This is a genomic window from Erwinia sp. V90_4 (genome assembly GCF_029967685.1).
Lineage (GTDB): Bacteria > Pseudomonadota > Gammaproteobacteria > Enterobacterales > Enterobacteriaceae > Erwinia > Erwinia aphidicola.
Map to the genome: position 1 here is coordinate 1 of NZ_JASCAQ010000044.1, position 15721 is coordinate 15721.

14 protein-coding genes are annotated in these 15721 nt (G+C 58.5%); 6 read left to right on the top strand and 8 right to left on the bottom strand.

Going from position 1 to position 15721, the window contains the following annotated elements:
• Nucleotides 1–296: 296 nt before the first annotated feature.
• Nucleotides 297–1037 carry a DNA-binding transcriptional repressor DeoR gene (gene deoR / locus QLG07_RS11020; protein ID WP_048914763.1) on the top strand — a complete coding sequence of 247 codons (741 nt, stop codon included), beginning with the start codon at nucleotides 297–299 and terminating at the stop codon, nucleotides 1035–1037.
• Nucleotides 1038–1114: 77 nt separating this feature from the next.
• Here deoR and QLG07_RS11025 read toward each other — a convergent pair whose 3' ends face one another.
• Nucleotides 1115–2059 (bottom strand): 2-hydroxyacid dehydrogenase, encoded by a 945-nt coding sequence (locus QLG07_RS11025; RefSeq protein WP_282469213.1) that lies wholly within the window; start codon nucleotides 2057–2059, stop codon nucleotides 1115–1117.
• A gap of 205 nt (nucleotides 2060–2264) precedes the next feature.
• Here QLG07_RS11025 and ettA point away from each other — a divergent pair, with 205 nt between their 5' ends.
• Complete coding sequence (ettA, locus tag QLG07_RS11030; protein WP_048914761.1) at nucleotides 2265–3932, top strand: energy-dependent translational throttle protein EttA; 1668 nt, start codon at nucleotides 2265–2267, stop codon at nucleotides 3930–3932.
• A 40-nt stretch (nucleotides 3933–3972) separates the two neighbouring features.
• Here ettA and QLG07_RS11035 read toward each other — a convergent pair whose 3' ends face one another.
• On the bottom strand, nucleotides 3973–4869 hold the full coding sequence (locus QLG07_RS11035; protein WP_048914760.1) for a LysR family transcriptional regulator: 897 nt from the start codon (nucleotides 4867–4869) through the stop codon (nucleotides 3973–3975).
• 97 nt (nucleotides 4870–4966) lie between these two features.
• On the opposite strand from QLG07_RS11035, the gene QLG07_RS11040 reads away from it, so the two are divergent.
• Complete coding sequence (locus QLG07_RS11040) at nucleotides 4967–5968, top strand: zinc-binding alcohol dehydrogenase family protein (RefSeq protein WP_048914759.1); 1002 nt, start codon at nucleotides 4967–4969, stop codon at nucleotides 5966–5968.
• A 208-nt stretch (nucleotides 5969–6176) separates the two neighbouring features.
• The gene (locus tag QLG07_RS11045; protein WP_282469214.1) at nucleotides 6177–7364 is read left to right on the top strand and encodes a hypothetical protein; all 1188 of its coding nucleotides are present in this window, start codon (nucleotides 6177–6179) and stop codon (nucleotides 7362–7364) included.
• Here the strand turns inward: QLG07_RS11045 and nadR are convergent.
• The 3 genes from nadR to serB are packed head-to-tail and all read right to left on the bottom strand — an operon-like array spanning nucleotide 7355 to nucleotide 10972.
• Nucleotides 7355–8587 carry a multifunctional transcriptional regulator/nicotinamide-nucleotide adenylyltransferase/ribosylnicotinamide kinase NadR gene (nadR, locus tag QLG07_RS11050; protein WP_048914757.1) on the bottom strand — a complete coding sequence of 411 codons (1233 nt, stop codon included), beginning with the start codon at nucleotides 8585–8587 and terminating at the stop codon, nucleotides 7355–7357. The genes QLG07_RS11045 and nadR overlap by 10 nt on opposite strands.
• A 15-nt stretch (nucleotides 8588–8602) precedes the next feature.
• On the bottom strand, nucleotides 8603–9985 hold the full coding sequence (gene radA / locus QLG07_RS11055; protein ID WP_282469215.1) for a DNA repair protein RadA: 1383 nt from the start codon (nucleotides 9983–9985) through the stop codon (nucleotides 8603–8605).
• Nucleotides 9986–9994: 9 nt separating this feature from the next.
• Nucleotides 9995–10972: a phosphoserine phosphatase gene (gene serB / locus QLG07_RS11060; protein WP_048914755.1), complete on the bottom strand. Its 978-nt coding sequence runs from the start codon at nucleotides 10970–10972 to the stop codon at nucleotides 9995–9997.
• A gap of 134 nt (nucleotides 10973–11106) precedes the next feature.
• Between serB and QLG07_RS11065 the strand changes: the two genes are divergently transcribed.
• Nucleotides 11107–11766 carry a YtjB family periplasmic protein gene (locus QLG07_RS11065; protein ID WP_048914754.1) on the top strand — a complete coding sequence of 220 codons (660 nt, stop codon included), beginning with the start codon at nucleotides 11107–11109 and terminating at the stop codon, nucleotides 11764–11766.
• A gap of 132 nt (nucleotides 11767–11898) precedes the next feature.
• Entirely contained in the window at nucleotides 11899–12276 is a 378-nt protein-coding gene (locus tag QLG07_RS11070) for a DUF4354 family protein (RefSeq protein ID WP_282469216.1), read from the top strand.
• A 104-nt stretch (nucleotides 12277–12380) separates the two neighbouring features.
• On the opposite strand, the gene QLG07_RS11075 is transcribed toward QLG07_RS11070, so the two are convergent.
• The 3 genes from QLG07_RS11075 to deoB form a co-directional block, all read right to left on the bottom strand.
• Nucleotides 12381–13391 (bottom strand): NAD(P)-dependent alcohol dehydrogenase, encoded by a 1011-nt coding sequence (locus QLG07_RS11075; RefSeq protein ID WP_282469217.1) that lies wholly within the window; start codon nucleotides 13389–13391, stop codon nucleotides 12381–12383.
• Nucleotides 13392–13700: 309 nt separating this feature from the next.
• Nucleotides 13701–14420: a purine-nucleoside phosphorylase gene (gene deoD / locus QLG07_RS11080; protein WP_048914751.1), complete on the bottom strand. Its 720-nt coding sequence runs from the start codon at nucleotides 14418–14420 to the stop codon at nucleotides 13701–13703.
• A gap of 29 nt (nucleotides 14421–14449) precedes the next feature.
• Nucleotides 14450–15673, bottom strand: a complete 1224-nt coding sequence (gene deoB / locus QLG07_RS11085) for a phosphopentomutase (protein ID WP_282469218.1) — start codon at nucleotides 15671–15673, stop codon at nucleotides 14450–14452.
• Nucleotides 15674–15721: the final 48 nt, after the last annotated feature.

Below are 15721 nucleotides of genomic sequence, written 5' to 3' on the forward strand. Positions count from 1 at the left end.
GCGCGGCGGGTCTGGCATGCCTGACCCCTACAACATCCGCGTTCCTGCGTAGGGGGCGGGCATGCCTGACCCCTACAACATCCGCGTCCCTGCACGGCGGGTCAGGCATGCCTGACCCCTACAACATCCGCGTTCCTGCGCGGCGGGTCTGGCATGCCTGACCCCTACAACATCCGCGTTCCTGCGTAGGGGTCGGGCATGCCCGACCCCTGTTTTTACCTGCCTGCACCCTGCTGTTTGCAGCCCTATCTTATTGACGGTAAACTCCAAATTCCGCGACAACTGGAAGCAAACTCATGGAAACCCGGCGCGACGAGCGCATCAATAAGCTGGCCCAGGCGCTGAAAGGCACCGATAAAATCCATCTGAAAGAGGCGGCTCAACTGCTTGGGGTGTCTGAGATGACCATTCGCCGCGACCTGAATGAAGGCCCGGGCGCGGTGGTATTGCTGGGCGGCTACATCGTCAGCGACCCGATGCGTCACCAGAACCACTATTTTGTTTCCGATCAGCAGGGGCAGCATGTCGAGCAAAAGCGCCTGCTGGGCCAGCACGCCAGCTCGCTGATCAATGCCAATGAAACGGTCTATTTTGACTGCGGTACCACCATTCCGTGGGTGATTGACGCCATCGATCCCGACCTGCCGTTTACCGCCGTCTGCTGTGCGATGAACACTTTCCTCGCGCTGAAAGAGAAAAATGCCCGGGTGATCCTGTGCGGCGGCGAGTTCCACGCGGATAACGCCATCTTCACCCCGCTGGGTCAGCTGTCAGTGATGGACAGCCTGTGCCCGGATAAGGCGTTCATCTCCGCCGCCGGAATCGATGTGCAGCAGGGTGCCAGCTGCTACAACCTGAACGAACTGCCGATGAAGCTTCTGGCACTGCAGCGCGCGCGCCAGAAGTTACTGGTGGCCGACAGCAGCAAATATGGCAAGGTGCTGCCGGCGCGCATTGCCGATCTCAGCGCGTTTAACGGCTTAATCAGCGATGCCGCCCCCGGGTACGACATCGGTATTGAGGTTATCACCCCGTAACCGGCGCAAACTCTCGGCGCGCGGCGACCGCAGAAACGGTAGGGGCGGACCTTCTTTTTCGCTCCGCCCGCTGCGCTTTACCAGCGATTTAAAATCTCTTCGCCGTCGCGCAGGCGGCGTAAATTCTCACACACCGCGGCGACATTGCCAGCCAGCGAGATATCGGTCACGCCGCCAATGTGCGGGGTGCCAATCACGTTATAGCTGAACAACGCATCCTGCGGCTCGGGCGGCTCCTGCCAGAACACGTCCAGCCCGGCGCCGCTCAGCTGACCGTTCGCCAGCGCCGCCAGCAGCGCAGACTTCTCAATCAGCCCGCCGCGCCCGAGATTAATCAGGAAAGCCCCCGGCTTCATCTGCGCCAGCGCCGCTTCATCGATAATATGATGGGTCGCCGGGTTATCCGGCAGGCTGAGCACCACAAAGTCAGCTTCCCGCAGCAGCTGCGGCAGGCAGTCCATCTCTCCGACCCACGCCATGCGATGCTGGCGGGCAAAGTCATCGTCGGCGCTGCGCTTAACGCCGATCGTACGCATCTCAAACGCCGCCAGCCTCTGCGCCAGCGCTTTGCCAATGCCCCCCAGCCCGACCAGCCCGACGGTTTTGCCCTTCAGTCCCATGCCAACCGGCAGGCCAAGCTGGCGCGTGGCGATCATCTGCGGCAGCTGGTTAGCCTTACGCGCCAGCCCGATCATCATCCAGATGCCCAGCTCCGCCACCGAGTCGGCGTTGCCGGAGCGGTCGGACGGTACGTTCGCCACCATCACGCCCTGCGCATGGGCGCTGGCGATATCCACCCCTTCCAGCCCGGCCCCGGCCTGCTGAATCAGCTTGAGGCGATCGGCGGTGCGCAACAGAGCGGGAGTGACCTTCGCCATGCCGGGGATCAACGCGTCAAAACCGGCCAGGCTTTCCGCCGCGTGGCCCGGCGATGCGACAAATTCGACGTCGGGCAAACGCTGGCGAAACTGCTGGATCATCCCACCCCAGGCATTCTCTTCCGCGGCTATCAGAACTCTCATTGATATCTCCATGGTTTTAAAGGCAAAAAAACCAGCTTAGCCGTAACTGAACAGAAATCAATCAGAAACAGGCGCTTGTAGCGATATCAGGATAATCAGGCCGTCCCGGCTGTGAATAGCAGGGGAAAACAGCTAAACTCCGCTATCTGAGTGGGCAGCTGTTTTGCCCCAATTAAACCCCAGACCATAAGAGGCTCAACCCAACGTGGCTCAATTCGTCTATAGCATGCATCGCGTCGGCAAAGTCGTTCCGCCGAAGCGTCATATTTTAAAGAACATCTCCCTCAGTTTCTTCCCAGGTGCCAAGATCGGCGTACTGGGTCTGAACGGTGCGGGTAAATCCACCCTGCTGCGCATCATGGCCGGCATCGATAAAGATATCGAAGGGGAAGCACGCCCGCAGCCTGGCCTGAAGATCGGCTACCTGGAGCAGGAACCGAAGCTGAACCTGGAACACACCGTGCGCGAATCGGTGGAAGAAGCCGTGGCCGAAGTGGTGGGCGCGCTGAAAGGGCTGGACGAGGTGTACGCCAAGTACGCCGAGCCGGATGCTGACTTCGACAAGCTCGCCGCTCAGCAGGGCAAGTTTGAAGAGATCATCCAGGCGCACGACGGCCACAACCTGAATACCCAGCTGGAGCGTGCGGCCGATGCGCTGCGCCTGCCGGACTGGGATGCAAAAATTGCTAACCTGTCCGGTGGTGAGCGCCGCCGCGTCGCTCTGTGCCGCCTGCTGCTGGAAAAGCCGGATATGCTGCTGCTGGACGAACCGACCAACCACCTGGATGCCGAATCCGTGGCCTGGCTGGAACGCTTCCTGCACGACTTCGAAGGGACCGTGGTGGCGATTACCCACGACCGTTACTTCCTGGATAACGTAGCGGGTTGGATCCTCGAGCTGGACCGCGGCGAAGGTATTCCGTGGGAAGGTAACTACTCTTCCTGGCTGGAGCAGAAAGATGCGCGTCTGGCGCAGGAAGCCTCATCCGAAGCCGCTCGTCGTAAATCGATTGAGAAAGAGCTGGAGTGGGTGCGCAAAGGTGCCAAAGGTCAGCAGTCCAAAGGCAAGGCCCGTCTGGCGCGCTTTGAAGAGCTGAACAACACCGAGTACCAGAAGCGTAACGAAACCAACGAACTGTTCATTCCACCGGGAGCACGCCTGGGTGACAAGGTGCTGGAAGTCAGCAACCTGCGTAAATCCTACGGCGACCGCCTGCTGATTGACGACCTCTCCTTCTCGGTTCCTAAGGGTGCGATTGTCGGCATCATCGGTCCGAACGGCGCGGGTAAATCCACGCTGTTCCGCATGATGTCCGGTCAGGAACAGCCTGATTCCGGCGAGATCGTGCTGGGTGAAACCGTTAAGCTGGCGTCGGTCGATCAGTTCCGCGACAGCATGGATAATTCTAAAACCGTTTGGGAAGAAGTCTCCGGCGGCCAGGATATTATGCGTATCGGCAACACCGAGATGCCAAGCCGTGCCTACGTTGGCCGCTTTAACTTTAAAGGGGTTGATCAGGGTAAACGCGTTGGCGAACTCTCCGGTGGTGAGCGCGGTCGTCTGCACCTGGCGAAGCTGCTGCAGGTTGGCGGCAACATGCTGCTGCTGGATGAACCGACCAACGACCTCGACATCGAAACCCTGCGCGCGCTGGAAAACGCCCTGCTGGAGTTCCCGGGCTGTGCCATGGTGATCTCGCACGACCGCTGGTTCCTCGACCGTATTGCCACCCACATTCTGGACTATCAGGATGAAGGCAAGATCGAGTTCTTCGAAGGTAACTTCACCGAATACGAAGAGTACAAGAAACGCACGCTGGGCGCCGAAGCGCTGGAGCCGAAGCGTATCAAGTACAAGCGTATGATTAAGTAAGCTATTCAGGCTTGCGGGGCGACCAGTAAAAGGTCGCCCCCTACTGATAAAATTCGCGGAATACCGGCGACTGCATGGCAAATTCAATAAAGCGCGCCAGCGCGGGTGAGTTCAGCTTTCGGCTCGGGTAAACCAGCCACAGTTCATTCCCCTCCACTTCCCATTCCGGTAACACCCGCACTAAATCACCCCGCGGTAATAATTCATTGATCATAAAGAGCGGCAATAACGTGATCCCGGCATTGCCCAGCGCACATTCGCGCGCGTACACCAGGTTGTCGGTCATATGGGTCGGCGGTAGCAGCCAGCTGTAGAACTCTTCGTTACGTTTCAATACCCATTCGCTCCAGGCCCGGTGGGCAATACTGCGATGCTCCATCAGCTGGCTGGGGTGTGTCAGGACGTCGTAATCGGCCAGATAGGCGGGTGAGGCCACCAGCATCCGCTCACAGTAACCAATACGCCGACCGATCAGCGACGAGTCCTGCGGCCGCCCGGTGCGCAGCGCCACATCAAAACCGTCCTGCACCAGATCGCGGATCTCATCAGAGACTGAGACCTCCAGCGTGACGTCGGGAAACTGGCGCTGGAACCCGGCGTTGAAGCGCGCCAGCAGCGTGGCACCGATGCCAGCGGGAGAAGTGATGCGCAGTCGCCCGCTGGGGTTATCACGCAGGCGTTCGATAGCCATACTGGCGCGTTCGCTGGCGGCCAGCATCTCCTGGCAGTGCACCAGATAACGTTCCCCGGCAAAGGTCAGATTGAGCTGGCGGGTGGTACGGTTGATTAAGCGCAGCCCCAGCGCCTGTTCAAGCTGGCTGACGCGCTGGCTGACGCTGGACTTCGGTAATCCCGCGCGCGTAGCCGCCGCCGTGAAACTGCCACACTCTGCGACCAGCGCAAACAGCGCCATATCCTGCAACTGTTTAAACATTATTGTTCACCCCAGACGAACACTTAGTGCGTTATTGTGCAGCTTATCATTAGCCTGCTTATTACCTACACTGAATATCACATCATTAAGGAGAAGTGCTATGACAATCAAAGCGATTGCTATCAATCCAGAAAATCCGCAGAGCTTTATTGAAATCCAGCAGCCGCAGCCCACTCCGGGCGAGTTTGATCTGCTGGTTGAAGTGAAAGCCGCCTCGGTCAACCCGGTGGATACCAAAGTGCATAAGGGTGCGCAGAAAAATGGCTTGCAGCAGCCGCGTATTCTCGGCTGGGATGCCAGCGGCGTGGTGCTGGCGGTAGGTAGTAAGGTCAGCGGCTTTAAAGCGGGTGACGAAGTCTACTACGCCGGGGACATCACTCGCCCCGGCAGCAACGCCAGCCAGCAGCTGGTTGATGCGCGTATCACCGGGCACAAGCCGCGCTCGCTCGACTGGGCGCAGGCTGCGGCTATTCCACTGACCGCGCTTACCGCATGGGAAGGCCTGTTCGACCGCCTGCAGCTTGACCGCGCTGCAGAAGGTAAAACCCTGCTGATCGTCGGCGGTGCCGGTGGCGTTGGATCGCTGGCGATCCCGTTTGCTAAGCTGCACACCAAGGTCAAAGTGATCGCCACCGCCTCGCGCCCGGACTCGGTGCAGTGGTGTAAAGATCGCGGCGCGGACCTGGTGATCAACTATCAGGATATGCCAGCAGAGCTGGAGAAACATGGCCTCAAGCAGGTGGACTATATCTTCTGCCTGAACGATACCGACGGCCACTGGGAAACGATGAGCCAGCTTATCGCGCCGCAGGGGCAAATCTGTACCATCGTTGAGAATGAAAAACCGCTGAGCATGGACCAGCTGAAGCTGAAAAGCGCCGCGCTGCACTTTGAGTTTATGTACACCCGCAGCATGTATAACACCCCGGATATTGCGCGCCAGGGGGAGATCCTCGACGCCACGGCAAAACTGCTGGATGAGGGGAAAGTCACTACCTCACTGAGCCAGACCCTGCACGGCTTAAGCGTCGACACGCTGACCGCGGCCCATAAGCAGGTGCTGGAAGGTCATATGCGCGGCAAGGTTGTGATGGTCTATTAATTCCGACGGGCGGACCTTATTTGGTTCGCCCATGAAACATCTCGCCGTAATATCTTTTTTTATTTTACCCCGCTGGCACTTCCATTTATTTCATCTTGACATAGCTGCTGGTTATTTTATGGTTCAACGGTAATTTAACCCGCACAAGTTTCATATTTAATACTTCATGGATTTTTTCTTTAATTAAGAAAAAAGACGAGGGATCGTTATGCGTAAAATAAAGCAGCTGTTACTGACATTTTGCCTCAGCAGCGGCGTTCAGGCCGCCAGCGCCCCGCCCCACCTGCACTGGCAGAGCGCGGATGGTCAACAGGGCATTGATATTGGCGGCGCGCTGCGCGCCAACTATCGCTATGAAGACTGGAACACCAGCCGCAACCGCCGCCAGCCCCATTTGCGTTTTGATACTTTTCGCATTGATGCCAGCGGCCATGCAGATAATTTCTTTTTTGATTCCGGCTTCTGGTTTCAGGACCAGCGCAAATATGCTATTGACCGCGCCTATATTGGCTACCAAATTAACCGCGACCAGCAGATTCAGATCGGCGCACCGGAGAAACCTTTTGGTTTGGCCCCCTATCCGCAGTTTGGCTGGTCATATGATATTCCGTTTTATCTCGGCTTTGCGGTCAACAGCGGGCTCGGCGCTAAGTATCGCTACCGGGCGAATAACTGGACGTTTGAGGCGGCGTATTTTGCCAAAATGCTGCCTGAGGGGGTGCGCTATGCGCCGGACGTGGGCTATTACGGCGAGCTGAAAGGCACAATATATGGCCCGCACCACCTGCAGCTCAATGAGAAGCGCGATCAGCTTAACCTGCGGCTGGCGCGCGAGGTTGACAGCGGCAGCTGGCACAGCGAGCTGGGCGGCTCGCTGGCGGCCTCGCGCCTGTATAACCACCGCAGCGGCGATAACGGCTCATTCTGGTCGGGCGGGCTGCACGCCACGCTGAACAACGGACCGTGGCAGCTCAGCACCCAGGCGATCCGCTATGCTTACGCGGCGAAGAACCCCAGCGGGGGTGATAAAGATACCATCCTGATGGGAACCAACGGGCTGTCGCCGGCCTATCTGATCCCGGCTAAAGCCACCACTGCAGCGCTGAATATCGCGCGCGATGTTAAAGTCGATTTTGGCCCGATCAGCAAACTGCGCTTTTATGATGATTACAGCGTGCTGTGGAAAGATAAAGGCAGCTGGGATGACTCGCAGATGAACACGCTGGGAATGCAGCTGTTTGCGCTGCCGGTGATGTTCTGGCTGGATTTAACCTGGGCAAAAAACGCCAATCCCTGGGGCGGTGCGCTTAACGCCACCGGCTGGACCAGCACTCAGTCCCCCGGTAGCGGTAAGTGGTATTTCCGCAGCAACGTCAATATTGGCTACTATTTCTGATCGCCCAGCATCTCTTTCACTAACTCGACGCAGCGCAGGAAGCGCTCGTCGTAGTTATCCTGCTCGACGCGCACGTAGCTGATGTTGTTCTCTTCCAGCATCGAGATCAGCAGCGACTGGAACTCTTTACGGTCGACCGAGCTGCCGAGGCTGCGCAGACCATCGGCCACCCAGGGGACGTTGTTTTCCACCAGAATAACCAGGTCGAAGCGATACTCGTCGATCAATGCCTGCACAAACGGGTGCTCGCGCCCTTCATACTTTTTACAAAACGCCTGGGTGGTCACGAAGTCGGTATCGATAAACGCCACTTTATTGGCGTACTTCACCGCAAAATCGATGTACTGCGCCTGGCCGAGGGCGATTTTGTCATAGTCAGAATACTGCAGCGCCATCTCGTCGCCGCCGAGGTGTGAGAAGACGTAATCGCGGCCGAACTCCCACGCACTGGTGGTATTGAAGATATTCGCCAGCTTGTTGACCAGCGTCGATTTGCCGCTCGATTCCCCGCCGAGGATCGCCACGGTGCGCACGAAGAACGGCTTCACTTCGGTCGGAATATATTCCCAGTAGCGGAACGGATCCTGACGGATCTGGCCGCCGCTGATGCTCATAAACGAGCGCTGCGGATCGATGACGATCGTCTCCACCCCGAGCTGCGCGCTGAACTGTTCGGCGTCACCCTCTTCGCTGGTGTAAATGCAGTTGGGCACGATGCCGCGATCGTCCATAAACGCCTGCACCCCTTTGCTCCAGACGTCCCAGCCGTGCGGATACGGCTCCATCCCCTCTTCATTAAACGAATGAATGCGGATGTTCTTCTGATACTTAAAGGTCTGCAGCAGCCAGCGCAGGCGGTCGCTGACCGTCGGCTGCTGCGACATCGCGCTGTCTTCAAACAGCTGGCGATCGCGCGGTTCATCATAGCCCATGATGATGTGCAGCTCGTCAACCTGGCTACAGGCGCGCTGGATCAGGTAGATATGCCCGGTATGCAGCGGATAAAATTTGCCGAACACCACACCGATGGTTTTCTCGCGGCGGGGAAACTCCAGGCCGAGAAAGCGATGCAGCGCCTCCAGCTTTTGCGCGCTGGGGCTTTTGATTTTGGCATTCAGCAGCTGGCTGAGGTAGCCCTTGGTCATGCCGCTGGCGTCCGCCACCTGTTGCAGAGTACAGCCCTGCTGGCGGATCGCGGTTTTCAGGTAATCAAAAGACGACATTTATGCCTCCGGCAATTAGAGATCGTCAAGGATAGAGAGCGCATCGGCCAGCTTTTTCACGCCGTACACTTTCATGTTTTCCGGCAATTTTTTCGGCACGTTGGCGGCAGGTACAATCGCGCGGCGGAATCCGTGCTTGGCCGCTTCAGAAATACGCTCCTGGCCGCTTGGCACCGGACGGATCTCCCCGGCCAGCCCAACCTCGCCAAACACCACCAGATCCTGCGGCAGCGGGCGGTCGCGCAGGCTGGAGACCATCGACAGCATCAGCGCCAGGTCGGCGCTGGTTTCAGTGACTTTCACCCCGCCAACCACGTTAACAAACACGTCCTGATCGGCCATTTGCAGGCCGCCGTGGCGGTGCAGCACCGCCAGCAGAATCGCCAGGCGGTTCTGCTCAAGCCCCACCGCCACGCGACGCGGGTTACCCATCATTGAGTGATCGACCAGCGCCTGGATCTCGACCAGCAGCGGGCGCGTTCCCTCCCACAGCACCATCACCGAGCTGCCGGAAGTCACTTCATCCCCCCGGCTCAGGAAGATCGCCGACGGGTTGCTGACTTCACGCAGCCCCTGCTCGGTCATGGCAAACACGCCCAGCTCATTCACCGCGCCAAAGCGATTTTTATGGCTGCGCAGCGTGCGAAAACGCGTGTCGGCATCGCCATCAAGCAGCACCGAACAGTCGATGCAGTGCTCCAGCACCTTCGGGCCAGCCAGCGAGCCATCTTTCGTCACGTGCCCGACCATCACAATCGCCACGCCTTTGGTTTTGGCGAAGCGCGTGAGGTAGGCGGCGGTTTCGCGCACCTGCGCCACGCTGCCCGGCGAAGACTGGATATCCGCCATGTGCATCACCTGGATCGAGTCGATCACCATCAGCTTCGGCTGCTCCTGCTCGGCGATCAGGCAGATCTGCTCGATGCTGGTTTCCGACAGCATATTCAGATTTTCGCTGGGTAATCCCAGACGATGGGCGCGCATCGCCACCTGCTGCAGCGACTCTTCCCCGGTGACGTACAGGGTTTTCATGCTCTCTGACAGCTTGCACAGAGTCTGCAACAGCAGCGTACTTTTCCCCGCCCCGGGGTTACCGCCAATCAGAATAGCGCTGCCCGGCACCACGCCGCCGCCAAGCACGCGGTCAAACTCTTTAAAACCGGTGCTGAAACGCGGCAGTTCGTCGAGGCTGATCTCCGACAGCTTCTGCACGCGGCTGACGCCCGCACTGCCCGCATAGCCGGAGAGCCGCTCGTTACGCGCCACGGTAGGGGAGGCGGCAAGCCGCATCTCGGTGATGGTGTTCCAGGCATGACAGGCGCTGCACTGCCCCTGCCAGCGAGGATAGTCTGCGCCGCACTCGTTACATACAAAGGCGCGCTTTACCGCTTTGGCCAAATCGTCCCCTTAACGCTCGTCAAAAATCAGGCTGCCGCTCAGAATGCAGAACACGCCCATTAAATCCGCGTGACGGATCGTCACGGCGGTCTGTTCATTCACTTTCGGCTTGGCGTGATAGGCAATACCAAGGCCGGCAATTTTGATCATCGGCAGGTCGTTGGCTCCGTCACCGACGGCCACGGTTTGCTCAGGCGCGATATTGAAGCGCTGAGCCAGCTTCTGCAAGGTGTCGGCTTTATATTGCGCATCGACAATATCGCCCAGCACTTCACCGGTCAGCTTGCCGTCCTCGATCTCCAGCACGTTAGCGGCCACCGCAGAGAGGTGCAGGGTGTCGCGCAGATGCTCAGCGTAGTAGGTGAAGCCGCCGGAAGCGATAGCCACTTCCCAGCCCATCGCCTGCAGCCTGGCCACCAGCGAGGTTAGGCCCGGCATCAGCGGCAGCGTATCGCGTACCGCTTTCAGGATATTGGCATCGGCCCCTTTCAGGGTAGCCACGCGCTGACGCAGGCTGGCGGCAAAGTCCAGCTCGCCGCGCATGGCCCGCTCGGTCACTTCCGCCACCTGCTCGCCGCTGCCGGCCAGTTTGGCAATCTCATCAATGCACTCGATCTCAATCGCGGTGGAGTCCATATCCATCACCAGCAGGCCCGGCGTTTTCAGATGCGGGATCTTGCCCATCGGCGCCACGTCAAACCCGGCGTCATGCGCCAGCCGGGTTGCCAGTGGGGTCAGCGATCCGGCCAGGCGCACGACCTGATAATCTTCCACCACCCACGCGCTGACGATCACCATTGCCGCGCCCAGCTGGCGCTGATATTCGGTCAGGCGCGCTTTGTCGAGTTGGCGTCCATACAGCAGCCAGCCGCTACGGCCAGCGCGGTAGTCCAGCGGCATCACTTCATCACCGCTTAATGAAAGAGGTAACCCCGGCCAGAGAGAGACTTCAGCAGGCAGGTCGCACCAGGTCAGACTATTTGGCATTACAGCTCCTGTAGGGACATTCAACACGCAATTCTGCGCAAAATAATGCAAGAGGCTACCTTGTTACAGCGTGTTCTGGCAACATAAAGCTAAGGACCGGGAGCCGGTTCCTCTACCAAGTCTGAAGGGTCAAGATGGCTAAAGCCAAACTAAAATTTCGCCTGCACCGTACGGTGATCGTGCTGATCTGCCTGACGCTGTTAGTGGTGTTGATGCAGGGTGCTTCCTGGTTCAGTCTTGGGCACCAGATGGCCCGTTCCGAGCAGGTGGAAGAGCTGGCGCATACGCTGACCCGCCAGGTAGCGTGGAATCTGACCCCGCTGATGGAAAACAGCGATGATAACCATCAGAAAATTGTCGACACCCTCGACCAGCTGACGCACGAAAGCCGTATTCTTGATGCTTCAGTGTATGACGATGAAGGCAGCCTCATCGCCCACAGTGGTGAAAACATCAACGTGCGCGATCGCCTGGCGCTCGACGGCCAGCGTGCCGGTAGCTATTTTAACCATCAGATTGTTGAGCCGCTGGCGACAAAGGAGGGTCCGCGCGGCTCCCTGCGCGTTACGCTGGATACCCACGTGCTGGTGACGGAATCCAAGCAGGTGGATAACACCACCAACATTCTGCGCCTGATGATGCTGCTGGCGCTGGCTATCGGGATTATCCTGACCCGCACCCTGCTGCGCGCGCGCCGTACGCGCTGGCAGCAGTCGCCATTCCTGCTCACCGCCAATAACCCGGTAAAAGAGGATGACGACGAGGACGAAAAACCGGAAGAGACCCCGCGCTGATCCCCCCGGCAAATAGAGCTATTCACCAGGAATAGCTCTTGCTGACCTGTACGTTAATCCCTATCCCACGCATGTTAGGCTTTCACCCGCGCATCACGCGCTTTCTGACTGTCACGGATCGGGGAACATAAAATGAAACGGAATCAACTCGCCCTCTTATTCACCGCTATTCTCAGTTTTTCCGCCGTCGCGGCGAAGACAGACTCGATTGCCGTTATTGCCACACAGCAGGAGATAGGGTCAATTTCCACCGGCGCGAAACAGGTATTCACCAAACGTTTTGAAGTGACTCTGGCGAATTTATCCGATAAGGCTATCAACCTGAAGAACCTTTGTCTGACTGCCCTCTCTCCAGATGGTAAACGTTTTAAGCTCGATACGGTTGATGACGCTTTGCTGAGCGGCCAGCTGCCCGCGCAGGGCAACCACAAGGGGCTGGCGATCTTCTCCGCTGATGATGCCAGCGTCTATCAGGCGGTCATCGTCAAAATCAGCGACAGCTGCCAGTAGCGCAGTCAAACGGCCTGCAGATTCTCTGCAAGCCGCCTTAGGAGTGGATACTTCAATAGATAATTCAGGTAGAAGCGCGGCGCAGCGGCACCGTGCCCGCGGCGTCAGATGCTCAGGCAAATCTTGCCGAAGTGCTGATTCGATTCCTGATAGCGGAAGGCATCCACCATTTCGCTGAGGTCAAACTGGCGGTCAATCACCGGGCGTAGCGGGCTGGCATCCAGCGCACGGATCATCGCCAGCTGCTGGCTGCGGTTGCCCACCAGCACACCCTGCAGACGCAGCTGCTTCAGCAGCACGTTAATCACCGGCAGCTCGCCCGCCATGCCGGTAAGAATGCCGATCATCGCAATATGGCCGCCAATCCGTGCGGCGATCAGCGACTGCTCCAGCGTCGACGGCCCGCCCACTTCGATAACATGGTCAACACCCCGCCCGCGCGTCAGCTGCTGAACCTTTTCGCCCCAGTTAGCGTGCTTGCGATAGTTGATGACGTGATCCGCGCCCAGGTCGAGCAGCTTCTGCAGTTTACTGTCGCTGGAGGAGGTCGCAATCACCGTCGCGCCCGCCAGTTTTGCCAGCTGCAGCGCAAAAATTGACACGCCGCCAGTGCCCTGCACCAGCACGCTGTCGCCGGGTTTCAGCTGCCCGTCAACCATCAGCGCACGCCAGGCGGTCAGTCCGGCGGTGGTCAGGGTTGAGGCCTGAGCGTGGCTCCAGCCTTTGGGGGCACGGGTAAAGGCATTGACGCGCGCGGTCACCACGCTGCGCGCATAGCCGTCGATACCGTCACCCGGCGTATTCATAAAGCTCGATTCCGCCGAGTCGCCATCCAGCCAGTCAGGGAAGAAGGTGCTGACCACCGCATCACCCACGGCAAACTCGCTGACGTCCGGGCCAACGGCGATCACCTCTCCGGCACCGTCGGCCATCGGGATACGTTTTTCCGCAGGGGGCATAATGCCGCAGACCACCGCGTAATCATGGAAGTTAAGGGAGCTGGCGTGCAGGCGCACGGTAATTTCGCCGCTTTTGGGGGCGGCAGCCGGGCTTTCGCCGGGAAAGACATGGTCAAAGCCGCCACCGGCATTGACGAACATCGCGCGTGAATTCATAACGTTCTCCCTGTTCATCGATCGCAAACACGCGACCTTTCCTTTAATTGTAGGGGCAAACCGGGTCGACCGGAAAAACGGTCGACCCCTACCCTATTGGGTAACACCGAAGTCCCAGGGGCTGACCCTCTTTTTTGGTCAGCCTGAATAAAAACGGTCGCCCCCTACCCTATTGGGTAACACCGAAGTCCCAGGGGCTGACCCCCTTTTTCGGTCAGCCTGAATAAAAACGGTCGCCCCCTACCCTATTGGGTAACACCGAAGTCGTAGGGGCTGACCCTCTTTTTCGGTCAGCCCGTCGGTCCGGGGTTACTCTTTGTCACCCAGCAGGACGGACTCCAGCGCGATCTCGATCATTTCGCTGAAGGTGGTCTGACGCTCGGCGGCGGTGGTCTGCTCGCCGGAGCGGATATGGTCAGACACGGTGCAGATCGCCAGCGCTTTCGCGCCGAACTCTGCCGCCACGCCGTAGATACCCGCGGCTTCCATCTCCACGCCGAGAATGCCGTACTTCTCCATCACGTCGAACATCTGCGGGTCCGGGGTGTAGAACAGATCCGCCGAGAAGATGTTACCCACGCGGGCATCCACACCCAGCGCTTTAGCCGCATCAACCGCGTTGCGCACCATGTCGAAATCGGCAATCGCCGCGAAATCATGGTCTTTGAAGCGCATACGGTTCACTTTGGAGTCGGTGCTGGCACCCATGCCAATCACCACGTCACGCAGTTTCACATCACTGCGCACCGCACCGCAGGAACCGACGCGGATGATTTTTTTCACGCCGAAATCGGTAATCAGCTCTTTCGCATAGATGGAGCAGGATGGAATACCCATACCGTGGCCCATCACTGAAATCTTACGGCCTTTATAGGTGCCGGTATAACCCAGCATGCCGCGCACGTTGTTCACTTCGACCGCGTCCTGCAGGAAGGTTTCCGCGATGTGCTTAGCGCGCAGCGGGTCGCCCGGCATCAGTACCACGTCAGCGAAATCACCCATCTCAGCGTTAATATGAGGCGTAGCCATGTTAAATCCTTAATCTTATTAAATGGGGTTTAAAGAATACTTTTACCGTATTCCATCGGCGACAGGCCAAAATAGCTGGCAACCGTCTGACCAATGTCGGCGAAGGTGTCGCGATAGCCGTAATCGCCCGGTTTCACGCCTGGGCCGTAGATCAGCACCGGGATATGCTCGCGGGTGTGCTCGGTGCCGCGCCAGCTTGGGTCACAGCCATGGTCGGCGGTGAGGATCAGAATATCGCCCTCTTTAACCAGCGCCATCAGCTCCGGCAGGCGGCGGTCAAACAGCTCGAGACCACCGGCATAGCCAGGGATATCGCGGCGATGCCCCCACGTTGAGTCGAAATCAACGAAGTTGGTGAACACAATACTGTTATCCGGGGCAATTTTCATCTCTTCAACGGTAGCGTCAAACAGCGCGTCCAGCCCGGTGGCTTTCACCTTTTTGGTGATGCCAACGTGGGCGTAGATATCCGCGATTTTGCCGACGGAGATCACTTCCCCACCCTGCTCGTCCACCAGTTTTTTCAGGATGGTCGGGGCCGGAGGCTCCACCGCCAGGTCATGACGATTCCCGGTGCGCTCAAAGCTGCCCGGCTTATCACCAACAAACGGACGGGCGATCACGCGGCCGATATTGTAACCGCCTTCGGTCAGCGCTTCGCGCGCTATTTCGCACAGCTCATACAGACGGTCAAGGCCGAAGGTCTCTTCATGGCAGGCAATCTGGAATACCGAGTCGGCGGAAGTATAGAAAATCGGCTTGCCGGTTTTCATATGCTCTTCGCCGAGCTGGTCGAGGATCACCGTACCGGAGGAGTGGCAGTTGCCGAGATAACCCGGCAGGTTGGCTTTTTCCACCAGCAGGTCGAGCAGCTCCTGCGGGAAGCTGTTCTCCACGTCGCTGAAATAGCCCCAGTCAAACAGCACCGGCACCCCGGCGATTTCCCAGTGGCCGGACGGCGTATCTTTCCCGGAGGAGAGCTCGCTGGCGTAGGCATAAGCGCCAATAATTTCGGCCTCTTTGTCCAGCCCCGGCGGGAATTTCCCGGTTGAGGCCTCTGCCGCTTTGCCCAACCCTAAGGCGGTCAGATTCGGCAGATGGAGTGGGCCCTTACGCCCTTTGTCTGCTTCACCCCTGAAGCACGCCTCGGCGATATGGCCGAGCGTATCCGAGCCTTCATCACCGAACTTGTCGGCGTCTTTACTGGAGCCGATTCCAAAGGAATCGAGCACCATGATAAATGCACGTTTCATCCTGGTCTCCTGCGCGATTGTCGCGATAGGCATTAAAAAAATGCGATC